Origin of the sequence: Rufibacter latericius (assembly GCF_003721515.1) — a bacterium.
GTDB lineage: Bacteria > Bacteroidota > Bacteroidia > Cytophagales > Hymenobacteraceae > Nibribacter > Nibribacter latericius.
The window spans coordinates 24323-50886 of sequence record NZ_RJJD01000001.1; the positions used below are offsets into that span (position 1 = coordinate 24323).

Annotated in this window: 25 protein-coding genes; 8 read left to right on the forward strand and 17 right to left on the reverse strand. The window is 48.0% G+C overall.

What is annotated here, in order from left to right:
* Positions 1–109 precede the first annotated feature (109 nt).
* The 17 genes from EFB08_RS00095 to EFB08_RS00175 form a co-directional block, all read right to left on the reverse strand.
* Entirely contained in the window at positions 110–439 is a 330-nt protein-coding gene (locus EFB08_RS00095) for a DUF983 domain-containing protein (RefSeq protein WP_227006149.1), read from the reverse strand.
* A gap of 65 nt (positions 440–504) precedes the next feature.
* Positions 505–747 (reverse strand): hypothetical protein, encoded by a 243-nt coding sequence (locus EFB08_RS00100; protein WP_123125572.1) that lies wholly within the window; start codon positions 745–747, stop codon positions 505–507.
* A gap of 46 nt (positions 748–793) precedes the next feature.
* Entirely contained in the window at positions 794–1342 is a 549-nt protein-coding gene (locus EFB08_RS00105; protein ID WP_123124887.1) for a DUF420 domain-containing protein, read from the reverse strand.
* Positions 1320–1940, reverse strand: coding sequence for an SCO family protein (locus EFB08_RS00110; RefSeq protein ID WP_449417332.1), 621 nt, complete (start codon positions 1938–1940; stop codon positions 1320–1322). The genes EFB08_RS00105 and EFB08_RS00110 overlap by 23 nt, the downstream gene beginning before the upstream one ends.
* Positions 1941–2011: 71 nt before the next feature.
* A complete protein-coding gene (locus EFB08_RS00115; protein WP_123124889.1) occupies positions 2012–2359 on the reverse strand; it encodes a cytochrome C oxidase subunit IV family protein in 348 nt (115 codons plus the stop codon).
* A gap of 28 nt (positions 2360–2387) precedes the next feature.
* Positions 2388–3134 (reverse strand): cytochrome c oxidase subunit 3, encoded by a 747-nt coding sequence (locus EFB08_RS00120; RefSeq protein WP_123124890.1) that lies wholly within the window; start codon positions 3132–3134, stop codon positions 2388–2390.
* Between the two features lie 16 nt (positions 3135–3150).
* Entirely contained in the window at positions 3151–3726 is a 576-nt protein-coding gene (locus EFB08_RS00125; RefSeq protein ID WP_123124891.1) for a cytochrome c oxidase subunit 3, read from the reverse strand.
* Positions 3727–3742: 16 nt separating this feature from the next.
* A complete protein-coding gene (cyoE, locus tag EFB08_RS00130; protein WP_123124892.1) occupies positions 3743–4594 on the reverse strand; it encodes a heme o synthase in 852 nt (283 codons plus the stop codon).
* A 53-nt stretch (positions 4595–4647) separates the two neighbouring features.
* Positions 4648–5727 (reverse strand): COX15/CtaA family protein, encoded by a 1080-nt coding sequence (locus EFB08_RS00135; RefSeq protein WP_123124893.1) that lies wholly within the window; start codon positions 5725–5727, stop codon positions 4648–4650.
* Between the two features lie 3 nt (positions 5728–5730).
* Positions 5731–7560 (reverse strand): cytochrome c oxidase subunit I, encoded by a 1830-nt coding sequence (locus tag EFB08_RS00140; RefSeq protein ID WP_123124894.1) that lies wholly within the window; start codon positions 7558–7560, stop codon positions 5731–5733.
* A gap of 22 nt (positions 7561–7582) precedes the next feature.
* Positions 7583–8644 (reverse strand): cytochrome c oxidase subunit II, encoded by a 1062-nt coding sequence (locus EFB08_RS00145; RefSeq protein ID WP_165864757.1) that lies wholly within the window; start codon positions 8642–8644, stop codon positions 7583–7585.
* A 24-nt stretch (positions 8645–8668) separates the two neighbouring features.
* A complete protein-coding gene (locus EFB08_RS00150; protein ID WP_227006150.1) occupies positions 8669–9946 on the reverse strand; it encodes a quinol:cytochrome C oxidoreductase in 1278 nt (425 codons plus the stop codon).
* Positions 9947–9967: 21 nt separating this feature from the next.
* On the reverse strand, positions 9968–10564 hold the full coding sequence (locus EFB08_RS00155) for a c-type cytochrome (RefSeq protein ID WP_227006151.1): 597 nt from the start codon (positions 10562–10564) through the stop codon (positions 9968–9970).
* 116 nt (positions 10565–10680) lie between these two features.
* A complete protein-coding gene (locus EFB08_RS00160) occupies positions 10681–11205 on the reverse strand; it encodes a DUF3341 domain-containing protein (RefSeq protein ID WP_123124897.1) in 525 nt (174 codons plus the stop codon).
* On the reverse strand, positions 11198–12619 hold the full coding sequence (nrfD, locus tag EFB08_RS00165; protein WP_123124898.1) for an NrfD/PsrC family molybdoenzyme membrane anchor subunit: 1422 nt from the start codon (positions 12617–12619) through the stop codon (positions 11198–11200). The genes EFB08_RS00160 and nrfD overlap by 8 nt, the downstream gene beginning before the upstream one ends.
* Before the next feature lie 18 nt (positions 12620–12637).
* The gene (locus EFB08_RS00170) at positions 12638–15649 is read right to left on the reverse strand and encodes a TAT-variant-translocated molybdopterin oxidoreductase (RefSeq protein WP_123124899.1); all 3012 of its coding nucleotides are present in this window, start codon (positions 15647–15649) and stop codon (positions 12638–12640) included.
* Between the two features lie 36 nt (positions 15650–15685).
* Positions 15686–16909, reverse strand: coding sequence for a c-type cytochrome (locus tag EFB08_RS00175; protein WP_123124900.1), 1224 nt, complete (start codon positions 16907–16909; stop codon positions 15686–15688).
* Between the two features lie 1190 nt (positions 16910–18099).
* On the opposite strand from EFB08_RS00175, the gene rpsF reads away from it, so the two are divergent.
* The 8 genes from rpsF (at position 18100) to priA (ending at position 26497) form a co-directional block, all read left to right on the forward strand.
* Positions 18100–18471, forward strand: coding sequence for a 30S ribosomal protein S6 (gene rpsF, locus EFB08_RS00180; protein WP_123124901.1), 372 nt, complete (start codon positions 18100–18102; stop codon positions 18469–18471).
* Positions 18468–18719 (forward strand): 30S ribosomal protein S18, encoded by a 252-nt coding sequence (gene rpsR / locus EFB08_RS00185; RefSeq protein ID WP_048921044.1) that lies wholly within the window; start codon positions 18468–18470, stop codon positions 18717–18719. The genes rpsF and rpsR overlap by 4 nt, the downstream gene beginning before the upstream one ends.
* A gap of 14 nt (positions 18720–18733) precedes the next feature.
* Positions 18734–19177, forward strand: a complete 444-nt coding sequence (gene rplI, locus EFB08_RS00190; RefSeq protein WP_123124902.1) for a 50S ribosomal protein L9 — start codon at positions 18734–18736, stop codon at positions 19175–19177.
* Between the two features lie 256 nt (positions 19178–19433).
* Positions 19434–20123: an HAD family hydrolase gene (locus EFB08_RS00195; protein WP_123124903.1), complete on the forward strand. Its 690-nt coding sequence runs from the start codon at positions 19434–19436 to the stop codon at positions 20121–20123.
* A gap of 42 nt (positions 20124–20165) precedes the next feature.
* On the forward strand, positions 20166–21149 hold the full coding sequence (locus EFB08_RS00200; protein ID WP_123124904.1) for a GSCFA domain-containing protein: 984 nt from the start codon (positions 20166–20168) through the stop codon (positions 21147–21149).
* Between the two features lie 64 nt (positions 21150–21213).
* Positions 21214–23247 (forward strand): thioredoxin domain-containing protein, encoded by a 2034-nt coding sequence (locus EFB08_RS00205; protein ID WP_123124905.1) that lies wholly within the window; start codon positions 21214–21216, stop codon positions 23245–23247.
* Between the two features lie 189 nt (positions 23248–23436).
* Entirely contained in the window at positions 23437–23907 is a 471-nt protein-coding gene (locus EFB08_RS00210; protein WP_123124906.1) for a hypothetical protein, read from the forward strand.
* 55 nt (positions 23908–23962) lie between these two features.
* On the forward strand, positions 23963–26497 hold the full coding sequence (gene priA / locus EFB08_RS00215; protein WP_165864758.1) for a replication restart helicase PriA: 2535 nt from the start codon (positions 23963–23965) through the stop codon (positions 26495–26497).
* Positions 26498–26564 lie beyond the last annotated feature (67 nt).

A 26564-nucleotide genomic window follows, 5' to 3' on the forward strand; every position in this document is an offset into this window, starting at 1 on the left:
AATGATTGCAAGAAACGGGAAGATTTAGTGCCGTTTTCCTGAAAACAGCCATAAAACAAAGACAGGAAAGTTCAGGGGAAGAATCCCTATGGAAGGAAAAGAAAATACATTAGGAGTTTTTTAGTTGCCCGTATTTTGGGTCATAGGAGACACTCCCGAAGAAATAGAGCATCATGACTCGGGCGTACCGGAAAAGAACCGGAGTAAACAGAATGATGGTAGAGGCTACCGTGGTTAAATACACCCAGGTGGGCGGATCATCGGCTAGAAAATAAAGGGAAACTCCTACTACCAGTACAATCAGCACCGAAAGGCCGTAGCTCATGTACATGGCGCCCCAATAAAACCCGAGTTCAACCTCGTACCGGAACCCGCACACGGGGCATTTCTCCGGCATTTGATCAAACTTGTTCAGGTGAAGGGCAGAATGGGAAAACATGGGGCCTTGGTGGCAGCGCGGACATTTCTTTTCAAGGCCGGCCTTGACATGCGCCCAGGTTCCCACTATTTTTTGCGGCTGTACTTATACCAGAAGAAGCCCACACAGCCCGCAATCACATACGGAATGGCCATCAGGTACAAAATGCCTTTGTTCAACCCGTTGGCAATGCTGTCACCAGACTCGTTGTTGGAAGATTCCACCGAGGCGGTACACATGGCACACTGTGCCTGCACGGGGGCTGTTTGAAAGGTAAGGAGCACCACCAGAAAAAGGGCGACCAGCCAAAAACGTATTTTATTCTTCATCTCCATTGTCTCTCTCTTCTATGAACACTATTGGGCCCGTAAAGTTTCAAGCATAGTATGGCGAAATCATCAGGTAAACCACGACTCCTGTGATAGCCACATAAAGCCAAAGCGGAAAAGTCCAGCGGGAGACTTTCCGGTGACGGGCGAACTGCTGTGAGACCGCGAAGTATACCGAAAGTAGTACCAAAGGCACAATCACCGCTGCCAGAATAATGTGGGTAATCAGGATGACGTAATAGATCAATTTAATGGTCCCTTCTCCCCCAAACGGAGTAGGTGCGGCTTGGTAATGGTACGTCACATAGGAGATCAGGAAAAAGGACGACAACACAAACGCGGTCACCATGGCAAATCGGTGTAACCTTCTGTTCTGCTTCTTGATTTGATAGTACCCAATCACCAGGGCAATGGCGGTTAGGGAATTAAGGACGGCATGAAGTTTAGGCAGAAAGGACACATCAAGGTCACCCAATTTCCCGGTTTGCGGCATAAACAAGAGTAATGCCACCACCAGTGGCACAATCACGGAAAGAAGGGCAATGATGATGAGGTAACGGGTATCGTTGGGGTTACCTAGGGCTTTGTTTTCCATTGTCTGTGTTGTCCTCAGAAAGGAGCACGTTAATCTCGGTAATCAATCGGTCTACATCGGCAGCGCTGGTCCCATCATAGATGCCCCGTACGTGTTTCTGCTGATCTACCAAATACAGGTTTTGTGGGGAGACCGGTTCTGCCTTCCCTGTGGAAACGGAGTCTGTGGTTTGAAGATTGTATCCCTGTTGCGCTAAACGCAGAATTTCTGCGGAGGAACCGGTCAGGAAAACCCATTTATAAGGATTGGCCCGGAAACTTTCGGCATATCGTTTCAGCACTTCGGGACTATCTTCTTCGGGGCGCAGGGAAAAGGAAAGGATTTTCACGTTTGGCTTAAGCCGGAAAGCATCCTGCACCCGGGAAAGTTGGGTGCTCATTTGTTTGCAGTTGGCCGCACAGGAAGTATAGAAGAAATTGGCTACGTAAATTTTGCCTTCCAACTCCTTGGCCGTGAAAGAAGCTCCGTTTTGGGAAACCAGCCGAAAATCTGGTACCTGCCGATAAGTGGTATCATACCGCCATTGGCCATCTACCAAGGTAGAATCTACTCTAACCGGAAAATGAGTTCGGAGTGAAAATCTATTCACTCCGAACATCTTCAAAAACAAAAACACTAGTACGGGTACCAACAGAAGGGTACCCAGCACTAGTGCCTTTTTTGGACTCATTAATTAAAGTAGTTGAAAACTGACTCTCCGTAGAAAGTACCTTCTACCAGTAAAGCGACCAGTAGCCAAACCAATAATACCGTTGGAACCAGAACAGCCCAGATCAGGCCTTTGGTCTCATGCTTTAAGTGCATGAATTCACCTACAATGTAAAACGCTTTGAAGAGGGTTAATCCGATGAAGATTGCGTTACGCAACGTACCTGGATCCATCATGAAAGCGAAGGCGAATTCAATTGCAGTTAAGGCGCAAAGAATAAAGAAGGTCTTCCAGATAACTTTTGTTTGTGCCTTAGGAATTTCTCCTGTGGTAGCAAACTCGTCAGTATGGTGTGAATGCGATGCCATGTCTATTCAGTTTAAATCAATTCAACAATTACACCAGGTAGAAGAAGGTGAACACGAATACCCACACTAAGTCTACAAAGTGCCAGTAAAGACCTACTTTCTCTACCATTTCATAGTGTCCTCTTCTGTGGTACACTCCGTTCACGGTATTGATGAAAATCATGATCAGTAACACCACCCCACTGAACACGTGCGTACCGTGGAAACCAGTGATGAAGAAGAACAGGTCAGCGAACAAGGGTGGCCCGTATTGGTTTACGATAAGGTTCGCTCCATGGATTACGCTTCCGTCGGCAAGCTTCATGCCCTCCTCTGTACCAGCGATAAAGTGAGACCACTCCCATGCCTGGCAGCCCAAGAACATAGATCCAAAAAGGATAGTCCACAACAACCATTTCTGCACATCGTTTTTATCCATTCTATGACCTGCTTCCACCGCCAAAACCATGGTTACAGAGGAAAGAATCAGGATCATGGTCATCAAGGCCACAAAAGCCAATGGCCAGTCTACGCCATGAAAACCAGGAAAAGCATTAAAAACTTTGTCAGGAATTGGCCACCACTCGGTTGAAAAAGTGAAGGCTTCGTGCGTTCCTTCATAAGCTTTATGCCGATGACGGGCCAATCCGTAGGTAGTTAAGAAAGCAGCAAAGGTGAAGGCATCTGATAAGAGGAAAAACCACATCATCAGTTTACCATAACTTACCTTGAAAGGCTCGTTCCCCCCATCCCAGGTGCCGGTATTAGGCTGCTCAAAGGTTGTTGTTTGCGACATATGTGTTACAGAATTATTAATGGTTCAAAACTAGGAATACGTATAAGTAAATCCAAAGGGCCCCTAAGAAGTGCCAATAAATAGTGCACAATTCTATTCGGGTCAGGTTTTTGGAATGTACTCGGTACTGGAGTGCCGAAATTACTACAATAATTAGAAAAATTAACCCCGTGATCAGGTGAAATGCGTGAACACCGGTTAATACATACAGAAAAGAACCTGATGGGTTGGCAGTACTGCCGCCGAAGAACACATTGTTCTGCACCAACTCTCCCCAACCTTGCCATTGGCCCACCAGGAAAGCAGTTCCTGCCACAATGGTGAGTATCAAGGCCAATTTGAGGTTCTTCATGTTATCACGCTTGGCAGACACATACGCCCACTGCATGAAAATACTACTCATAATCAGCACCACCGTGTTGATGAGCAAAACCGACGGAAGATCAAACTCCAGCCAGTTTCCTTCTTCGCGGCGCACAATATAGGCGCTGGTAAAAGCCGCAAACATCATCACAATGCTTACGATCAATAAAATAAGCATGAACTTCAAAGGATTTACCTTCCGTTGCTCTGCCTGTATTTCTGGATTCATTATCATCTTTACTCCTTTATAGGCTGTCTACCACAAACGCAATCTGCACAATAGGCAAATACAAAAACGAACCAAACATGATGTTCATGGCTGCCCTTTTAGAGCAGGTATGCATGAGATAGAAAGTCTGCATCAAAAATAAAACACCACAAACCACTGCAATAAAAGCAGAAGTTTTCCCTGCCATTCCAAACTGCAAAGGCAATAAGCCCAACGGAATCAGCAGTAACGTATAGATCATAATTTGGATAGCCGTTTTCAAGTTCTTCCCTCCGGCCATGGGCAACATTTTGAAGCCAGCTTTTTTGTAGTCGTCATCCAATACCCAGGCAATGGCCCAGAAATGGGGAAACTGCCAGATAAACTGGATTCCGAATAAAACCCAGGCTTCTACCCCAATGTACCCCGTACCCGCTACCCAACCAATCAAGGGAGGCAAAGCCCCTGGAATGGCTCCTACAAACACACAGATAGGAGAAAGCCTTTTGAGGGGGGTATAGAAAAAACCGTACAAAAGCAGCGACAAGAAAGACAAAGCCGCAGCCAACCAATTAAAATAAAGTCCTAAAAGCCCTACCCCGGCCAGGCAAAGCAGAATACAATAGATGATTGCTTCCTGCACCGATACTGCACCAGTAGGCAGCGGACGTTTGGCGGTTCTTTTCATCAACTTGTCCAAATCCTTTTCAAGAACCTGGTTGATGATGTTTGCAGAGCCTGTTACTAAAAGCCCACCCAACATCACTAAGGCGGTGTCTATCCAGGCAGCATTTGGTCTGCCAAGAAGAAAGCCAATAGCACTAGAAAAAGCAACCGTGGCGGAAAGCCTGAACTTCAGAAGTTGAAAATACGCGGATGCTTTACTCATAGCCGATGATGTCTGGGCACTGGATGTTACGTCTTGTACGTACATAAACGTGTTTATGCCACCAATTCGGGTGATGGATGATGTTGATGTTTCTGAGCGTAGTAATACATGATGAGCAACAGGAACTGAAGCCCAAACAAAAGGGTCCCAAATAATAAATGAAATGGCTGGGCGAAGGCTGGCAGTGCAAAATACGATAACACAATCCCCAGCACTATCTCTATCCCAATTACTCCCAAAGTCGCTTTAGCTAGATTGACAAGGTTGGCTTTCCCTACCTTCTTTATAAAGAAATACAACCCCACATTCATCAGAACCAAAAGGATGGAAAGGGACCGGTGAACATAAAAGGAAGCTCCTAATTGCTCTATCCAAGTTTCCCTACCTAAGTTGTTGGAATCAAAAGCCACCAGATCTACCTGTTCCCGAACTTGGGTCCCAAGAATTACCTGAAAGAAGGTTAGCAATAGAACGGCCACCAATAAGAACTTCAGCTTACCTGAGGCAAGCGCAAAGTTCTGGTACATTTTCTCCCGCTCAGCCCTTACTACAATGTAGATCAAGAACGCCAGCAGAACCAAGGCCAGTGCCATATGAAGGGTCACCATTTCGGGTAACAAATTGGTGGAAACCACCAAAGATCCTAGCCACCCTTGAAAAAGAACGAGCAAAAAAGAGGCAACCGCACCCCAGAAAATCTTGGGGTCTGATCTAAGAAAGAGAAAAGAGTAAAGAACCGTTAAGAAAATCAAAAGCCCTATTACCACTCCTACCAATCTATTCACATATTCAATCCACGTTTTGGTGGCGTTGAACTCCGTTTCAATGTATTGAGACGGATGTGCGAAAATCTCCTGGGCCACTTCTGTGAAACCAAACCCCTGAAGAACTCTGCCAATGCGTTCATTCTTCTGAATCCGTTTCTCTTTATACACCTCCAGGTAATCAGAAGGTAATTGCTCTAAACTAGTGGGGGGGACCCACGATCCGAAACACTTAGGCCAGTCTGGACAACCCATCCCGGAACCTGTGCTACGAACGATCCCCCCTACTAAGATTAGTATATAGACAGAAGCAATAGTAAGTACTGCTATTCTTTTAAACCTTTTAGTTATAAAAGATTTATCTCTCATTCTTTATTGAGTATCTCTCTCGTGTGGCAGGTTAGATGACTGCGTTTGAGAGAAAGGCACGTTCTGCGGGATGAAATCCTGAGGCGCACCTGGTTTGCTATAGTCGTATGGCCATCTGTACACCACTGGAAGCGGACCTGGCCAGTTACCGTGTCCTGGATTTACTGGAGTAGTCCATTCCAGAGTATTTGATTTCCAAGGGTTCTCGGTGGCTCTTCTTCCTCTGAAAATGCTGTAGAAGAAGTTGAACAAGAAGAAGAACTGGGCAGCAAAAGCTAAGATGGCAGCAACGGTAATGAAGGTGTTCATATCCATAAACTTGTTGAAGGTCTCAAAGCCTGTCCAAGTGTAATATCTTCTTGGGAAACCAGCGATACCAATGTAGTGCATAGGCATGAAGATCAGGTACACGCACGCAAAGGTGATCCAGAAGTGTACGTAACCCAATTTCTCTTCCATCATGCGACCAAACATCTTAGGGAACCAGTGGTACACCCCAGCGAACATTCCGAAGAAAGCAGCACTACCCATTACTAAGTGGAAGTGAGCCACTACGAAGTAGGTATCGTGTAATTGAATATCCAGAGCTGAGTTACCTAAGATGATACCGGTTACCCCACCAGAGATGAAGAGCGATACGAAGGCAACGGAGAACAGCATGGCAGTTGTGAAGTTGATGTTACCTCTCCACAACGTTGCAATCCAGTTAAATACTTTTACCGCAGAAGGTACCGCAATGATCAACGTCAGGAACATGAACACAGAACCAAGGAAAGGATTCATCCCTGACACGAACATGTGGTGCGCCCATACAATGAAGGAAAGTAAGGCGATACCTAACATTGAACCAATCATGGCTCGGTAACCGAAAATAGGCTTACGGGAGTTAGTAGCAATAATCTCTGAAACGATACCGAAGGTTGGCAGGATTACGATGTACACCTCTGGGTGACCTAAGAACCAGAATAAGTGCTGGAATAACACAGGGCTACCACCGGTATGGGTTAAGGCCTCTCCTGCTACATAGATATCAGAGAGGAAGAAGCTTGTTCCAAAAGAACGGTCAAAGATCAAAAGAAGGGCAGCTGAGAAAAGTACCGGGAAAGCTAATAAGCCTAATACCGCGGTCAAAAAGAACGCCCAGATGGTCAAAGGCAATTTGGTCATAGACAGACCACGGGTACGCATGTTAATCACAGTAGTGATATAGTTTACCCCACCCAACAACTGAGAAACAATAAACAAAGCCATACTCACCAACCACATGGTCATACCAGTACCTGAACCAGAGATAGCCTGTGGCAAAGCACTTAAAGGAGGATATACCGTCCATCCACCGGCGGCAGGACCTGTCTCTAGGAAGATAGAGTAAAACATGATGACACTGGCCAGGAAGAAGAACCAAAAAGACAACATGTTCATGAATCCTGAGGCCATGTCACGGGCACCTACCTGCAATGGAATAAGAAAGTTACTGAAGGTTCCAGAAAGGCCGGCAGTTAGTACAAAGAACACCATGATGGTTCCGTGCATGGTCACAAGGGCCAGATAGAACTCAGGGTTCAGTTTACCACCGTCTACCCATTTGCCTAACAAAGGCTCCATGAAGGTAAAGGTAGCCTCTGGAAAGCCAAGCTGCATCCGGAACAAGCTGGAGAGCATACCCCCAACAATGGCCCAGAAAATACCTGCAAACAAGAATTGCTTGGCAATTACTTTATGGTCCTGGCTAAAGATGTACTTCTCAAGGAAGTTCTGATCATGATGATCATCATGGTGATCATCGTGCTCTAAGTGCACATCTTTATGTAATGAAATATCCGTATTAGACATACAATACTTTTAAAAGATTAAACTATTGGTTTGATGCAGTAGCAACAGCTCCTGCGGCATCAGAAGTATTAGCAGCTACAGCGGCAGTGCTGTCAGCAGGGGCTGCTTGTAAAAGAGACGTGAAGGTTTTCTTCTGTTGGGTAGCTACCCATTTCTGATACTCTTCTGGCTCATCTACAATCATTGTCATCTTCATGGCAAAGTGGCCACGACCGCAAACTTCTGTACAGGCAAGTTCATACTGGAAATTAGCATTGCCAGTTTCTGATTGCATTTCAGAGGTGGTTTTGGTAGGGATAAACCAAAACGAGGTAGGCATACCCGGTACGGCATCCATCTTAACCCGGAAGTGAGGAAGGAATACGCTGTGGATTACATCTCTGGATCTTATTTTCAAAAGTACCGGAACACCCTTTGGTACGTGGAAGGCACTTGGCTCGCCTGCAAAGTCATCTTGGGCATTTTTGTCGTTCAGATCAATACCAATCTCATTGGTGGCATCGATCAACGTGTGCTTCACGTGCCCTAATTTGTTATCTGCACCTGGGTAGCGAACAAGCCAGTTAAACTGCTTACCCATTACCTCCACCACTACGGCGTTTTCTGGGGCCGGGCTTGTTATTTTGGCCCAGGTTTTCCAACCAGAGAATACCAGCAAAGCCATTACAACGGCCGGGATCACCGTCCAGATAATCTCAACCTTGTTGTTATGTGGGTAATAGAACGCGCGCTTGCCTTCCTGATGCTGGTATTTGTAAGAATAGAAGAACAACAGGATGTGGGTAAGAACAAATACAAACCCAATGATGGCCATGGTCAGCCAGAACATACTGTCAATGGCGATACCGTGCTCAGAAGCTAACGGTAAGGTCATCTCTTCCTTGGATTCAGTGAAAGACCAGATGAACAGGCCTCCCATCACAAAGAAGAAAACAAGCATTAGAGCGGCATTAATTTTATTGCTCTTCCCAATGTCACGTCTGTAGCTACCCTTGAAGATAGAAGCCAATACCTGGATTCTAAACAAAAGGTAAAGGACGACCAGTAAAAGGAGGATTGATAGTGCTACTGCAATTGTAATCATTATCCGTTTCTTTAAAATTTAGTCTTAAACGTGGTGGTGAATGCTTTCTTCCAGGAACGGGTGGTTCACCGGAACCAAAGATGCCTTGCTTAGTTCTTTGGTGAATCTTAGCAAAAAGATTCCCAGGAAAGTAAGTAGTGAACCAATTTCAATCAGCCCAAACCCACTCTCGCTACCCATAGTTCCAGGCATAATCATCATGTAGAAGTCAAACCAGTGACCGATAAGGATGGCGATACACACAATCTTCAACATGATCATTTGACGCTTCGCATCTCTTGTCATCAGAACAAGGAAAGGGAAAGCAAAGTTTATGAAAAGGTTAAAGAAGAAGATCCAAGTGAAATGGTTGTTATTGCCACCTAAACGCTCCTGGAAGTAAATTACCTCTTCAGGGATGTTTGCGTACCAGTACAGCATGAACTGAGAAAACCAGATGTAGGTCCAGAAGATACTGAAACCGAAGATGAATTTACCTAAGTCATGTAAGTGGTTAGAAGTAACCATTCTCATGTAACCCATCTGCTTCAGGAAGATGATGGTTAACGTTATGGCCGCTAAACCAGATACCCACCAGCTGGCGAATACGTACCAACCGAACATGGTGCTGAACCAGTGAGTGTCAATTGATAGAACCCAATCCCAGGCAGACATGGAGGAAGTAACCCCGAAGATCACCAGGAAGGTAGCACCTAAACGGATGCTCTTGTTATAATGAACCAGACCACCATTGATGTCTTCAGCCAGTGACTCGTTTCTTAGCCATTTAAAGAAAAGGAACCATAAAGTAAAGTATGCCACCATTCTGATGGTGTAGAACGTTACGTTCAGGTAACCACTTTTACCCACGATGATCGGGTCATAATTGGGGTTCCCTACTTCATGTACTGAATGATCCGTCCAGTGAAGCAAGGTGTTGTGGCCGGTAAAGATGATTGGCAGCAAGAATACCAATAACATAATTACCCCACCCACTAATAAATAGCTTCCTAATGCTTCAGGAACCCGTTTGATTAACACGGACCATCCGGCATAGGCTACATATTGAATTGCCACGAATAGAATTCCAACAACCGCAATACCAGTAAAGTACACGTTGTTCATCCAAAGGTTAGCCAGTAAACGCTGTCCCCAACCAGCTGCGTGATGCCCTGCCTCTGCCCCATGTGCTTCTCCATGCCCACCACTAAAATTAGCAGCGATGATAAGGCCAGCTACCAGGAGTACCAGGCCAATAGCTATCATGTAGAAGAACCGCTTGGTGGCGCTTGCAGGGATAGTTAGTCTTTCTTCAGTTATCATTTCTAAAATACCTTTTATAGGTTAGTTACGCGTGTCCTTGGTTGGATCTGCCGTAGTACCTGTTACTGGGTTTGTATTCTGGTCTTCACTTGCGCCTGCCGGAGCATCGGTAGATTGAGAGCCGGTGTCAGCCGCATCTGCACCGCTGGCATCGGTGATGCCTTTCTGCAGTTGCTGCACGTACATGGCAATTTTCCAGCGCTCTTGTGGGTTCACCTGGGTACCATGTGGCATCATCCGCCCGCGACCGTTTACAATCACGTGGTAGATATGGCCTACTGGTAAGGTTGCATAACGGCCTTGGGTATAGTTAGGAACCCCTTTGAATTTGGCAGCTACCAAACCATCGCCTTGTCCTGTCTCGCCATGGCAAGGAGAACAGAAACGCAGGTACAATACTTTCCCTTCTTCCAGGTTCTGGGTGCTTCTGGCAATTGGATTCACCAACTCACGACCCGCTACTTCTGCACTGTCTTTGGAAATATGGGTGTAAAACCCAAGTTTTCCTCTGGCAATGGTGTTGGAAGCAGGAACCCGCATGTTCAGCCCACCTGGGTTGATGGCGTTTTTATTATCTGCTAACTGCTTCAATGGCTCGTAAGCAACCGGATAATACATATCTGGCGCATACTCTAATGCTTGTTCCTGATCACTTCTACCACAAGAAGCAAGAAGTGCAGAAGAGAAAAGGATCAAGGAGGCAGCTTTTGCCCCTGTTCTAAAGAAATTGTTCATTATTTAACTACCTCCTTCTCGTTAACTTCGATAGCCCCGTGCGAACGGAGTAGATCATTCAGTTTTGAAATATCAGTGCCTTCTTTCAATTCAATGGCCATCACGTATTTGTCATCGGTTGAGCGAAGGTCCATCACTGGTACTTTCAGGGTTGGGCGTAAGCCGCTGATGATAAAGAACGTAATTACCATCCCGAAAGCCGCAAATAAAACCGTTAACTCAAAGGTCACCGGAATAAAGCTTGGCAATGCGATGTGTGGTTTACCACCAATGATCATTGGCCAGTCAAATCCTAACATGTAGATCTGCATCCAGAGCGCAAACGAAGTACCGCAAAGGCCACAGAAGAACGCTACAATTGGCAAGCGGGAGCGTTGGATTCCTAGCACATCATCAATTCCGTGAATTGGATAAGGAGAGAATACATCGTAGATCTTAGTGCCTGCCGCTCTGGTCTTTTCAATGGCGTTCAGCAGCACATCCTCGTCGTTGAATACCCCGAGTATATATTTCTTACTAGTCATGTTTGTGGGAGTTGTTAGGTGCTGTGCCATGCATTGATGCGCCTGGGTTCAGGGTATGGCTCACCCCAGAAGACGATTTCAGAATAGATTTTACCTCGGCCATGTTCACCACCGGGAAGAACTTGGCGAACAGCAGGAACAGGGTGAAGAATAACCCAATGGTTCCTACATAAACCCCAACGTCAATAGAGGTTGGCGAGAACATCACCCAGCTAGATGGAAGGAAGTCGCGGTGCAGGGAGGTCACGATGATCACGAAACGCTCAAACCACATCCCGATGTTTACGAAGATGGAGATGATAAACGTAGCTGTTAAGCTGCGGCGAATAGAACGGAACCAGAAAAGCTGCGGTGTGATTACGTTACAAGTCATCATAGACCAGTAAGCCCACCAGTAAGGACCAGTTGCCCGGTTGATGAAGGCGTACTGCTCATACTCTACTCCAGAATACCAGGCGATGAAGAACTCAGTGATATATGCCACCCCAACAATAGACCCCGTCAGGGTGATTACCTTGTTCATGGATTCTACGTGCTCCAGTGTGATATAATCTTCTAGTTTGAAGGTCTTGCGGGTAATGATCATCAGAGTCAATACCATCGCGAAACCAGAGAAGATCGCACCAGCCACGAAGTAGGGAGGGAAGATAGTCGTGTGCCATCCCGGGATCACGGAGGTTGCAAAGTCCATGGATACGATGGTGTGTACCGAAAGCACCAATGGGGTTGCTAAACCAGCTAGGATCAAAGATACGGTCTCATAACGTGACCAGTGTTTCGCAGAACCTGTCCAGTTCATACTTAACAAAGCATAGGCTCTGCGGGCGATTGGTCCAGTAGCTCTGTCACGGATGGTAGCAAAGTCAGGAATCAGACCAATGTACCAGAATACCAGGGATACGGAGAAGTATGTACTGATCGCGAACACGTCCCAGAGAAGCGGGGAGTTGAAGTTCACCCAAAGGGAACCAAACGTGTTAGGAAGAGGAAGTACCCAGTAAGCTAACCAAGGACGGCCCATGTGCAGAACCGGGAACATGGCCGCGCAGATTACCGCAAAGATGGTCATCGCCTCGGCGGCACGGTTAATAGAAGTTCTCCACTTCTGACGGAACAACAACAAAATGGCGGAAATCAGAGTACCGGCGTGACCGATACCAACCCACCACACGAAGTTGGTGATGTCCCATGCCCAACCCACTGTTTTATTAAGTCCCCACTCCCCTATACCAAACCACAGGGTACGGTATACAGAGTAAATAAAGATGCCTAGGAAAACCAGAGAAACCCCCAGGGCCATCATCCAACGCATGTTCGGCTTGGCTTCCACCTGCCGACATACGTCTTCCGTGATGTCTGCATAAGTTTTACCCCCAGTTACTAAGGGCTCTCTTATCGGAGATACGTGCTGCATATATCTTTTTGAGTTAAATTAAGCTTGGTTTCTGATTTTGGTTAAGTAAGTCACGTTTGGCTGAGTGTTCAACTCTTCCAGTACGTGGAAAGCACGCTCGCCTTGTTCCCGCTTCAGGATCTGAGACACCTGGCTGTTTGGATCAAGCATATCCCCAAAGACAATTGCGTTGGTAGGACAGGCCTGGGCGCAAGCAGTAACGATTTCTCCGTCTACCGGACGACGGCTTTCTTTCTTAGCTTCCAGTTTTCCGAATTGGATACGCTGTACGCAGAACGAACATTTCTCCATTACCCCGCGTGAACGAACGGTAACATCTGGGTTCAACACCATCTTACCAAGATCATTATTCATCTGGTAATCGAACTTTTCGTTGTTGGCATAGTTGAACCAGTTGAAACGACGCACTTTATACGGGCAGTTGTTTGCGCAGTAACGGGTTCCCACACAACGGTTGTACACCATTTGGTTGATACCCTCTGTGCTGTGCATGGTCGCTGCTACCGGACATACCGTTTCACATGGAGCGTGGTTACAGTGCTGGCAAAGCATTGGCTGGAAGATCACGGATGGATTCTCTGAAGGATTCTCCATTTTCTCGAAACCACCATCTTCGCGCGTTGCATCGCTGCTGTAGTAACGGTCTATACGCAACCAGTGCATTTCGCGACGGTTCAGTACTTCCTGTTTCCCAACAACTGGCACGTTATTCTCTACCTGGCAACTGATAGTACAAGTACCGCAACCAATACAAGAGTTCAGGTCAATGACCATTCCCCAATGGTGGTTCTTGTACTCATAATCCTGCCAGAGCGATATTTTCTGTGGAGCCTGAGGACCATCTGGCGTAGCGATTTTAATGTATTCCGTTACGCTTTTAGGATCTTTCTGGTACTTAGCCAATGTATTCTCCTGCACCACAATACGTCCCATTACGGTATGGTGCGTTTGGGTTTGGGCAATTGGCTTATCTGCTCCTACTTTTTCGAGGCTTACTGTGTTGGCAAACTGCAGGCCGTCTCCAGCAACAGTTACTAATGGATACACATTGGCACCTACGTTATTTGCTGCCTGACCTGCATGGGTGCGGCCATACCCAATGGCGATAGCGATGGTATCAATGGCCTGACCTGGTTGGATCAACGCCGGCAATTCAATGGATTTGCCTTTAACGGTTACCCGCACCACGTCATTCTGCTCAATCTCTAATCTTTTAGCAGTGGCAGGAGAAATAGCAACGTAGTTATCCCAGGTGGCTTTAGTGGTTGGGTCTGACATTTCCTGCAACCAAGGGTTGTTGGAGTGCTGTCCTGCACCAATGGCTACTTTTTCGTATATCTCAAGCTCTAAGTTATTACCTCCTGAAGCGCGTCCGCCTTTGTTGATGCTTACGGCAGCAGCGGCTAAGGTCATTGGAGCTGCAGGTGCAGTTGGCTCATTTGCGCCCGTGGTTCCGGTAGCAACGCCATCATGCGCCACTCTGTCCCAGGCCGCACCGCCACCTACGATCCCTGACCAGGTACGCTGGATCACGGTGTAGAAATCTGAAGTAGATCCCGTCCACTTCAAAAGAGAATCCTGCGCTTGTCTTGTGTTGAAGATAGTAGTGATGGTAGGCTGAGCCAAGCTCAGAAAGCCTCTTTTTGGCTCGTAGTCATTCCAGGACTCTAGGAAGTGGTTGTCTGGACAAACGTAGTCTACAAGGGCTGCCGTTTCATCTATTCTGTCTGCAAAAGAGATTTTTACACCTACTTTCTTAAGACCATTTACTACCTGCTGGCTTAATGGATGATCGTAAACCGGGTTAGCTCCGTAGAAAATCACGGCTCCAATGGCTCCGTTGTTCATGTCGTTGATGAGGCGCAACATGCGGGTATCATCTCCCTGACGAACATAAGAAGGAGCAGCGGTATTGATAGTGGTTCCGTTCGCACCTAAGGCACCGTTGATAGCAGTTACTAAAGTTTGTACTGCTGGGTCATTAGAGTCAGAAACTACCAATGCACCTCCACGATTGGCCAGCAATTCTTTTGCGGCCGCATCAACTTGCTTAGCTACCCGGCTGTTTGGAGCCTGAATGGCAGTACCACCGGTACCTCCGGCCACTCTGTTATACAAGGCTGCAACTACAGCCCCGTATTCAGATGGTTTTACCGGAACCCGTACGTCTGCGTTCGCACCCGTCATAGACAAGAATGTCTCAAACTGGTAGTGACGAGACATGGTGGGCTTGTCTGCCGTTACTTTACGGTTGACGATGTATTGTCTTGAATACTCTACCGGAGAAATCCAGGTACCTAAGAAGTCCGCTCCAATAGAAACGATTACTCTGGCCTTGCTGAAATCATACCCTGGTACAAGCCCGCCGTTGGCTCTCAGGAGCGCTGAAGCAGACTTTGCATCATATGTTACGTGCTCAAAAGCCGGGAACTGGGCACCGAACTCACGGATAACCGCTTTGGTGCTTGGGCTAATGATAGTATTAGATACCAAAACCACTCTTCCCTGAACCCCTGTTAAACGGGTCCGGATTTCCTGGTCAATGGCTTGCCAGGTAGTTGCTTTTCCTTTTGCAACGGGTGCTTTTAAGCGGTTGTTGTCATACAGGGTCAGCAAAGACGCCTGTGAACGGGCGTGGGTTCCTCCTCCGGTAATAGGGGAAAGCGTGTTTCCTTCTATTTTGATAGGACGACCTTCACGGGTTTTTACCAACACAGGGTTATAGATGTCCCCCATGAAATAGGTAGAAGCGTACCAGTTTGGAACACCTGGCTCTACCTCTTCTGGCTTATTCAGGTAAGGGATCGCTTTCCGTACCGGCGACTCGCAGGAGGCCAGTGTAGCTGCGGCAACACCAAAACCTAATAGCTTTAAGAAATCACGTCTTGGAGCCACTGGGGAAGAGGTATCCCCTTCATTGGCTTCACTTACTGGCAGGAACTCAGGAAACTCGTTATGAGCGTTCTTCTGGAATTCCGGAGTATTGTTTAACTCCTCTACCCCTCTCCAGTATTTAATTGTTTCTTGCATATATCTCAAAAACTCAAATTCAGGATATGGAATTGATTAGTAGTGGCACTTAGAACACTCAGTACCACCGTTTGACGCAACAATGAATGCGCCTTTTGATTGCTTCTCATGCAACTTCACCAATTTGTCATAGTAAGCATTGCCTTCGGTATTCAGAGGGGTATTTCTGTGGCAATCAATACACCAACCCATGGTTAGAGGAGAGTACTGTGCAACCACTTCCATGGTCTCAATAGGGCCGTGGCAGGTTTGGCACTCTACACCACCCACTTTCGTGTGCTGGGAGTGGTTGAAGTAAGCCAGGTCAGGCAGGTTGTGCACCCGAACCCACTCAATTGGCTTGTTGTTTTCAATAGCGCGGTAGATCTTCTGAATCTCAGGAGATTCTTTCTTGATCTGGCTATGGCAGTTCATACAGATGTTTGCCGAAGGAATGTTTGCGCTAGAGCTCTTATATACAGATGTGTGGCAATAGTTACAGTTGATCTGGTGATCACCGGCGTGTAGTTTGTGTGAGAAAGCGATAGGCTGTCTTGGCGCATAGCCCTGGTGAATACCAATCCCCATCACTTTATCAATAGACACATCTACCAGAACCACCAGAAGGATAAGCCCTGCGATAATCCGGACAGCTTTAGACTTATAGATATTAGCGAAGTTGGTTCTGCGCTCCAGCATTTCCTGCTCGGCACCAGTCAAATCACCTTTGCCTTTCAGGTAGTTTTTCAGAACCGAGGCAATAATCAACAACGTAATTACCAACACGATCAACACTACCACTAATACTACTAAGAGAAGGTCTACTGCGTTTCCTACCCCGCTTCCTACTGCATCGGTACCAACATTCTTACCAGCCTCGGTATCTGGGCCTCCGGTTGGAGCAGCCGCTACAGATGGGTTTTCGCTTTCGCTGGCTATGTAAGCAATGATAGAAGAAATCTCTTCATCAGAAAAAGCGAAAGATGGCATTTGCTGCTTGGAGTACTGGTTGAACACCGCAACGGCGTCTTTGTCTCCACTTTGAATCAGGGCGCTGGAGTTCTTGATCCATTTTAACAACCAAGCCTCTGACCTTCTTTTGTGGACGCCCTGCAGACCAGGCCCAACCACAACATCTGTCCCCACTGAGTGACACTGCACACAGTTGTTTTTGAAAAGAGTCATGCCGTTGTCAATAACGCCTGCGTCAGCACCGCCTCCTGCACCAGCAGCCGGCGCAGCTGGGGCCGGGGTCACGCCAGCTTTCCCTTCAACCCCCATTTCTTCCGGCGCCTGTGCAAAGGCGGACGAAACAACAAAGAAGATAAAGAGAAAAGGGAGTAGGAAAGTATATTTTGCTCTCTTTTTACAGCTAATCATAGCTTAATTGTAGTGTTAAGAATAGTGAAAGTACATTACGGGCACAAATCTACTACCCGAACACCATTAATCAAACACAATATTCCTTATTTTTAGGGGGTATAACTACTCTCAAAAAGGGGTAGTTTACCTACTTAAACCCTTTCTATTAGCCTGTTTAGGCACTATTTAGAAACTTTATAAATTGCAAACCCTTTTCCTGTCCACCCTCCTTTCCATCTTCTGCCATTACTCCACCTACCTTCAATTCTCCCCTATTCTTTTCAGAGATTTCTCATTTCTATCCTATTATAGTCTTTATTCTTTAAACAAAGTATTTATACAATTTTCCTATTTGTATATAAACTCTTCGCGAGAGTATATACCCATATGAAGATACCTTCTTCAACAAAATAGGCTCATTTTACTTTTCTTGTACTCTCCTTTCAGCTTAGCATCCTTTGAATTTTACAAACCATTCCACTCAGTTGAACCAATAATTATCCTAACCAGGGGGTTTTAAGGCTCTTCCTGAGCCTGCATCTGCGTTTTCTTCCATTTCAGGTTTTCTCTACCTATCACTGCCTTGTCCTTCTTCCTGCTTTAAACCCACTGTTTTGTTTAAGAGCCGTTTTTCTGAAAGATGCCCTAAAACAATTAAATAAACACTGTTTTTAACCCTGATATCCAGTTTCCCCCACACACTCTTCCCTTTAAGTTCTACTTCAGTAAATTCATTTCCGAATCACTCCTAATACATAGGTTTACCGGGGCTCTTAGCCCTTGAGAGCAAGCCTTGCGGGATTGAATTGAACATGAACCTTCGGGCTGTAAAAACAATAGAGAACTGCACACTATAATATATAGAGTAAAAACACTTGAAGTGGCTAGTTTGAGGGCATTGGCAGGGACCTTTGAACCTAAACTTGACTTTCCTTAGTTGCCCCTTGCCTTTGGCTACCTTCCTTTTTGTAGCCGTTTTCCCAAACACCTTATTAAAACAGCAGTTGAATAGACTCCAATCTTGAAGTTTGGCTTTATCTTTTTTGATTTTTGGTTTGCGATAGAATTTACCTTACCTTTGCCCCTTCGAACCAAAATCATTTTTTCAAATGACTTTAAAAAATTACGAAGTACTCTACATCATGACCCCGTTGTTGAACGAGGCTCAGATGACAGAGACGGTCGAGAAGTTCAGACAGGTGCTTAAGGAAAATGGCGCCGACATTATTCATGAGGAGAACTGGGGCCTAAAAAAACTGGCTTACCCAATCCAGAAGAAAAACACTGGTTTCTATCACCTCGTGGAATTCCAAGGTCCAGCAACAATTGTTGATCAATTAGAACTGGCTTTCCGTCGTGATGAGAAAATCATCCGCTTCTTAACCACAGCCCTGGATAAGCACGCAGTTGCTTACAACGAGCGCCGCAGAAACGGTGAATTCAAATCATCTAAAAAAGAGAAGGAGGCCCAAGCGTCATGAGTTTAGTTAACGAAAAAATCCACAAGCAAGACACGCGCAAGAAATACTGCCGTTTCAAGAAAAACGGGATCCAGTACATCGACTACAAAGATGGCAACTTCTTACTGAAGTTTGTAAACGAGCAAGGCAAACTGTTGCCTCGTCGTTTAACCGGAACCAGCTTAAAGTTCCAGCGTCGTGTATCTCAGGCTGTTGCCAGAGCACGCCACTTGGCTATTTTGCCTTACGTAACAGATTCTTTAAAATAAGGAGGTAGAAAAAGATGGAAGTTATTCTTAAAGATGACGTGAAAGGCGTTGGCTATAAAAACGATATCGTTACTGTAAAGGCAGGTTATGGCCGTAACTATTTGATCCCACAAGGCTTAGCTGAAATGGCTACTCCTTCTGCCCGTAAAGTAGTAGCTGAGAACACTCGCCAGGCTGCCCACAAAGCAGAGAAAATCCAGAAAGACGCGCAAGACCTAGCCAACCGTATTGGTGATACCTTGTTGGAGATCCCTGCCAAAGCAGGTGAGTCCGGCAAAATCTTTGGTGCTGTGACTACCTTGCAAGTTTCTGAAGCTCTGAAAGCCCTTGGTTACGATGTAGATCGTAAGCGTGTTGATTTCGACCAAGAGGTGAAATCATTAGGCGAGTACACTGCTACCCTGAACCTGCACAAAGAAGTGAAACACCAGATCCGTTTCAATGTAGTTGCCGCTTAATTTTAGCAGCTTCTTATACATAACAGACATCCTGCCGCACTCCGGCAGGATGTTTTGTTTTCAGGCTATTCCAAATATTTCACCTCCTACCCTTTTCACCTGAGTCGCTAAGGAGAAAGGTGCAAGTTGATTTAAGCCTGTTTCCAGGAAAACACCTATAAAACAGAGGTTTCCAGAAGAAGGTATAAGGTATTCTCTTAGATTTGTTTTCACGGGCTACGCCTGACATTAAGATCGGCCTTCCATTTCCAGTTCTATGGTTCCTTATTCAGTTGTCATTTTTGATTTTGACGGTACCCTCTGCGCCACAGAGGATGCCATTCTCTATACGTTCAAGGAGGCTTTTGAGCAGAAAGGCATTACCCCGCCTGCCCCTGAGCGCATCAAGCAAGCGATAGGAACAGGAGGCAACCTGTCCCAACTACTGCCTTTGCTGCACCCTTCGCTTGAGAGAACGCCTCAGAACGGAGAACTGGAGGAATGGGTCCACCACTACCGGCACATCTATGACACCGATGGCGGAAGACTCACCACCTTATTTCCCGGGGTGGAAGAACTGCTGCCTCACCTAAAAGATAAAGGAACTGCCTGTGTGGTCATCAGCAATAAAGGCCAGCGGGCCATAGAAGATGCCTTGAAGCGTTTTCACCTGGATCATTATTTCGATCTGGTCATCGGGGATAATCCACAGCTTCCCTTGAAAAAGAAACCAGACCCCATGGCCTACGAGCAGGTCATCAAACCGCATTACCCCGAAGTGACCAACGATCAGGTACTGATGGTAGGCGACACCGATGCCGACCTGGTATTCGCCAATAACGCGGGGATTTCTTCCTGCTGGGCGGCGTACGGATATGGAGCAGAGGCTGCCTGTCTGGCTGCGGTCCCTACCCACACCATCCAATCCTTTGAGCAGTTGCGCCCCATTGTGCTCCCAGAAGCGTAAATACAGTAAACACCACCTTTACGGCTTACCCCTTTTCTCGTCATGCAGTTCCGTACCGAGTTAACCCTGCCTCCCGCTCTTGTCCGTTTATCCCGCACCACCGGGATCTTCACCATTGGCTCTTGCTTCGCAGAGGTCATGGGACGCAGACTTCAGGAAGCCAAGGCAAGCGTGCTCGTTAATCCATTCGGCACCATCTTCAATCCCCTTTCCATCCATCAACACGTGCGGGCCCTTCTGGAGCGAGAGGATAAAATTTTAGAGGATGGTCTGGTTGAACAGAATGGGATGTGGTACCACTATGATTTCCATTCCTCCTTTTCCCATGCGCAACCCGAGGCTCTGCTGGAAAAACTGCAGGAGATTAGGCAAAAGGCCCGGGCATTTCTGCTCAAAGCCGAAACCCTGATGCTTACCTGGGGAACGGCGTACGTCTACGAACGTAAAGACGCCGAAGCTTTGGTGGCCAATTGCCATAAAGTGCCCCAAAAAGAGTTCACCAAAAGGCTGCTTTCCCTGGAGGAGATTGTGCAAGACACCCGGCAAACGCTGGAGCTACTCCAATCTCACTGCCCGAACCAACAAGTAATACTCACAGTGAGCCCCGTGCGCCACCTCAAAGACACGCTTCCCCTGAACAGCGTGAGCAAGAGCCTGCTGCGGGTGGCGGCGCATTTGGCCTTGGATCAACATCCCAGCCTCTCGTACTTCCCCGCCTATGAACTGCTGTTGGATGATCTGCGCGACTACCGGTTCTATGCCGAAGACCTGCTGCATCCTTCTCAAATGGCTGAGCAGTACATCTGGGAGAAGTTCATCCAAACCTACGCCGATCAGCCTTTTACAGACTTCATGGCAAAATGGGCCGAAATTCAACGCGACCTGGCCCACAAACCATTCCAGCCCCAGAGCCCCGGGCACCAGCAGTTCCTGCAAAAGCTCCTGCAGAAGTTGACTTCCCTGGCCCATGAGGTAGAAGTGCAGGCCGAAATTGAGACCGTACGGCGCCAAATGCGTATGCAGTAGTTCTGTTTCGGGGCTCTTTTCCGTAAAAGATGCTGGAAACACCTTTCTTTTCAAAATCAGAAACATGGAGAAAAAACCCAACCGCCTTGCCCAGGAATCAAGCCCTTATTTGTTGCAGCACGCCTACAACCCCGTAGATTGGTTTCCGTGGGGAGCCGAGGCGCTGCAGAAAGCCAAAGACGAGCAGAAACCTATTCTGGTGAGCATTGGGTACGCCGCCTGCCATTGGTGCCATGTCATGGAGCACCAGTCCTTTGAGGATGAGCAGATTGCCCAGATCATGAACCAGCATTTTGTATGCATCAAGGTAGACCGCGAAGAGCGGCCAGATGTGGACCAGGTGTACATGGATGCCCTGCACGCCATGGGCCTGCAAGGCGGTTGGCCCCTTAACGTGTTTCTGAACCCCGAGGCCAAACCTTTCTACGGAGGTACCTACTTTCCGCCCCAGAACTGGATACAGCTCCTCCAAAGTATCGCCGATGCTTACAAGAAAAGTCGTGCCGAGCTGGACAAATCCGCCGACCAGTTTGCCCAGCACCTGCAGCAAAGCGAACTCGCCAAATACGGCCTCCAGCAAAGCAACGCAGACATCAATCCGACAGACTTTGAGCAGATGTTCCGAAGCCTAAGGAGCCGTTTTGATATAAAGCGGGGGGGCACCGGCGAAGCACCTAAATTCCCTATGCCCAGCATCTGGCGCTTTCTGCTGCGCTATTACCACCATAGCCAAGACCCCGTAGCCCTGGAACAGGTGAATCTTACCTTAGAAGAAATGGCCTTCGGGGGAATCTATGACCAAATTGGAGGTGGTTTTGCCCGATACTCTACCGATGAAGCGTGGCTGGTGCCGCACTTTGAGAAGATGCTCTATGACAACGGCCAACTCCTCAGCTTATACGCCGAAGCGTACCAGGTCACCCGCAACGAGTTGTACCGCCAGGTAGCTATGGAAACCATCGCCTTCGTGGAACGGGAACTCACCAGTCCCGAAGGCGGCTTTTATTCATCGCTGGACGCGGACAGTGAGGGGGAGGAAGGCAAGTTCTACGTTTTCACCCAAGAGCAACTGAACAATCTTTTAGGCGACGCAGCCGAACTAGCCGGCAAGTACTACAACACCTCGGCAGAAGGAAATTGGGAGCACGGAGTCAACATCCTGCACCGCCGCCAGACCGATGAAGCCTTCGCCGCTGATCAAGGACTGACGCTGGATGAACTGCAGGAGCACGTGCAGCACTGGAAAGACACCCTGCTGCAAGCCAGAGCCCAACGCATCAGACCGGGACTGGACGACAAGATCCTAACCTCCTGGAATGCCCTGATGCTCACCGGCCTCACCGATGCCTACCGCGCCTTCGGGGAACCCAGCATCCTGGAGCTGGCCTGTTCTAACGCCCATTTCCTGATAACGAACCTAAAACAGGACGATCGCCTGTACCATAACTACAAAGAAGGCAAAGCTACCATTGACGGGTTCCTGGAAGATTACGCCCTGCTTATCCAGGCGCTGCTGGGCATGTACCAGATTACGTTTGAGGAGAATTGGCTGAAAGAAGCCCGAAAGCTCACTGAATACACCTTAGCTCATTTCTTTGACCCGGAGGAAGATCTCTTCTTTTTTACCAGCAACGCCGGAGAACAGCTCATCGCCCGTAAAAAAGAACTGTTCGACAACGTAGTTCCCGCCTCTAATTCGGTGATAGCCATGAACCTGCACCTTCTGGGCCTGTTTTTAGACAAAGAGCGATATTCCAACCTTTCAGACAGAATGCTCTCCAAGGTGCGGGATTTGGTGGTAAAAGAGCCTTCGCATCTGGCTAACTGGGCCTCACTGTATTACCTGAAACTGAAACCAACCGCCGAAATCGCCATCATTGGTCCGGAGGCGCATTCGTTCAGGAATCTGGTGCAGCAGCATTTCCTCCCAAATGCCTTACTGGCCGGTAGCAAAGAGGAAGGTTCCTCCACCCTGCCGTTGCTGGAGGACCGCACCACGCAGAACGGGCAAACCACCATTTACGTGTGCTACAACCGCGCCTGCCAATTGCCCGTGACTTCGGTAGCCGAAGCCTTGGAACAGGTGAGCCATATCTAAGGCGAGAACCGGCAAATCGCTCTAAGCATAAGGCGTTTTCAGGTGGAGGAGAAGATTCGTTTGGCAAAGGGTTGGCACTTTTACGGGCCGATTTTTCAATATGAAGCTAAATTCATCTTTTTCTTCTAACCATAGAACTGCCAACGCCTTGTCTCTGTTGGGGAGGCAGAACTAACCCCTATTACGTACGTGAAGAAGTTATTTATTCTGGGCGGCCTATGGCTTGCCTGTACGGCTTCTGCCTTTTCCCAGAACGGAGACGGTTACTGGAAGCGTTTGCAAAAGACCCACCCCGAAACTACCCTGGAAGCCCTGACCACCCCGGCCGTTTCTCAGGCACCTTCCGGCCAAACAGATCTTCCGGCCTGCCGTCTTTCCATGGTGTATGAGGGTAAAACCCGCAACATTACCATGGAGAACATCCAGCAGATGAAGGAAAGCGGCCTGAAACCAAGCGATATCCGTCAATACCGCAAGGAAATCCTCTTCACCTCCGCCGACAAAGAAATATGGCTGCCGGTTAAATCTGCTCTGGTAGAGCAACTGGCCATTGAGGTAGCGGAAAATGAGCCGGTGCTGCTGTACACCACCGTGTTACAAGACAAAGATCCGCAAGAGAATCAAGTGACCTTGCTGGTAGAAGAGTATCAGGTGAAATAAGGAAAGTTTCCGTTTCCGGGCTGTTTTTCCGAACTTTGGCCCAAACCGGACGCTTTTGACACCAGAATTAGAATTTCATATTCCTGCTGATGACGTCCCTGAACGAATTACTTTGTTCGCGGACGTCATTTTGCCTTTACCCCTTCCCAAGCTTTACACCTACCGGGTTCCTTATCAGATGAGCGATGAGGTGCTGGTGGGTGCCCGCGTTCTGGTGCAGTTTGGTTCAAAAAAGGTGCTCAGTTGCGTGGTGGCGCGTATCCATGAGCAACCGCCAAAAGAGTACCAGGCCAAATACCTGCTGGAAGTTATTGACGAAAAACCGGTGGTTACCGGGCCGCAGCTGCGCCTTTTCCTCTGGATGGCCGAATACTACCTCTGCACTCTTGGAGAGGTCATCAATGCAGCCCTCCCCTCGGCCCTGAAACTCAGCAGTGAGTCAAAAATCCAGCTGCATCCGCAGTTCAACATTGAAACTAACGAGTGGCCTTTGACCGGTCACGAAGAGAAAATCATCTTTGCGCTGCGCCAGAAGCCCCACCTCACCTTCACCGAGGTAGGCCAGCTTCTGCAATTGGCTGGTTTCCATAAGATCATCAAATCGCTGCTGCTCAAAGATATCATAATCATCTACGAGGAGATTGCCGAGAAATACGCTCCCAAGGTAGTCAAGAAAGTGCGCCTGCACTCGTCGTTCACCACCGATGAGGAAACCCTGGAGGAGCTTTTCAACCAATTGGCGGCCAAACCCAAGCAACTGGATGTACTGCTCAAGTATGTGCAACTTACGCCCATCCTGCAGAACCTGCGCATGAACGAGGAAGGCCTGGAGAAAAACATCCTGACTTCCAATCCGCACCTTTCCCTGTCCGCGATCAACACCTTGCTCAAACACGGGGTGCTGGAACAGTTTGACGTAGTGGTGAGCCGTTTCCCCATGGCCGAGGGACGGGGACCTTACCTTTCTTCTGAATTATCACCGGCCCAGGCTGCGGCTAGAGATCAGGTGCTGGAGGTGTTCAATGAGAAAAGCACAGTGCTGTTGCATGGCATCACGGGCAGCGGCAAAACCGAGATTTACATTGACCTTATCCAGAAAGCTGTGGAAGCGGGCGGACAGGTACTGTACTTATTACCCGAGATCGCGTTGACGGCCCAAATTGTGACCCGTTTGAAACGCGTGTTCGGCGACCGTTTGGGCGTGTACCACTCCAAGTTCTCAGATAATGAACGCGTGGAAGTCTGGAACGGCATCCTTTCGGGGCGGTTCCAGGTAGTGGTGGGCGTGCGGTCGTCGGTGTTTCTGCCGTTCCATTCGCTTTCGCTTATCATTGTGGACGAAGAGCACGAGCCTTCTTACAAACAGCATGAGCCTGCTCCGCGCTACAATGCCCGGGAAGTGGCCTTCATGATGGCGCAGTTCCAGGGAGCGAAGACTTTACTAGGATCGGCTACGCCGTCTATTGAATCTTATTACCACTGCCAGAGCGGCAAATGGGGATTGGTGAACCTGCACGAACGCTACGGAGAGGCCACCCTGCCCCAGGTAGAACTAGTAGACACGCGCCAGGAAAGCCTCCGCAAGAACATGATGAGCCATTTCTCTAATCGGTTGGTGCACGACATTGAAGATGCGCTTTTCCGGCACGAGCAGGTCATTTTATTCCAGAACCGCCGCGGGTACGCGCCTTTCATTGACTGCAACGACTGCGCCTGGATTCCAAAGTGCCGCAATTGCGCCGTGAGCCTTTCTTACCACAAGTTCTCCAACGAACTGCGGTGCCATTACTGCGGCTACACCGAACGTAAACCCAATGATTGTCCCGCCTGCGGCTCTACCATGTTGAAAACGGTGGGTTTTGGGACCGAAAAGATAGAAGACGAGCTGAAATTGATTTTGCCCGAGGCCCGCATCCAACGCATGGACCTGGACACCACCAAGCGAAAGAACAGCCATCAGCAGATCATTGAAGACTTTGAAGAGCAGCGCACCAACGTGTTAGTAGGTACCCAGATGGTGACCAAAGGCCTGGATTTTGAGCACGTAAGCTTGGTGGGCATCCTGAGCGCCGATAGCATCATCCACTTCCCCGACTTCAGGGCGCACGAGCGAGCGTACCAGTTGTTTGTGCAGGTAAGTGGCCGGGCCGGCCGGAAAGGCAATAAAGGGAAAGTGCTCATCCAGACGGCCAATCCAAACCAGCCCATTTTCCGGCGGGTCATCCAAAACGATTATCTGGGTTTGTATGAGCAAGAGATCGCGGAGCGCAGGAAGTTTCGGTACCCGCCGTTCGTACGCATGATCCGGTTGACGGTCAAACACCCCGAGGCTAAACCCTGCGAGGCCGCTGCTATCATGCTGGCCAAGGAATTGGTGGATCGTCTGGGCAGAACCGGCGTGCTGGGCCCCGAAGCACCCCATATCTTCAAGATCAGGAACCAGTTTCTGCAGGAAATTCACGTGAAACTAGACCGCGAAGGCGGAAATCTGCGCGAGTCCAAAGCCCAGGTGCTGGATGCCGTTCAGATATTACTGAAATACAAGGACTTCAAGCACCTGCGGGTGGTCATTGACGTAGATCCTTCCTAATCTCTTTTCTTCTTCAAAAATCTGATTTGCCTTTCGGGCCTGTTTTCCCTAAAACAGGCCCGAAACG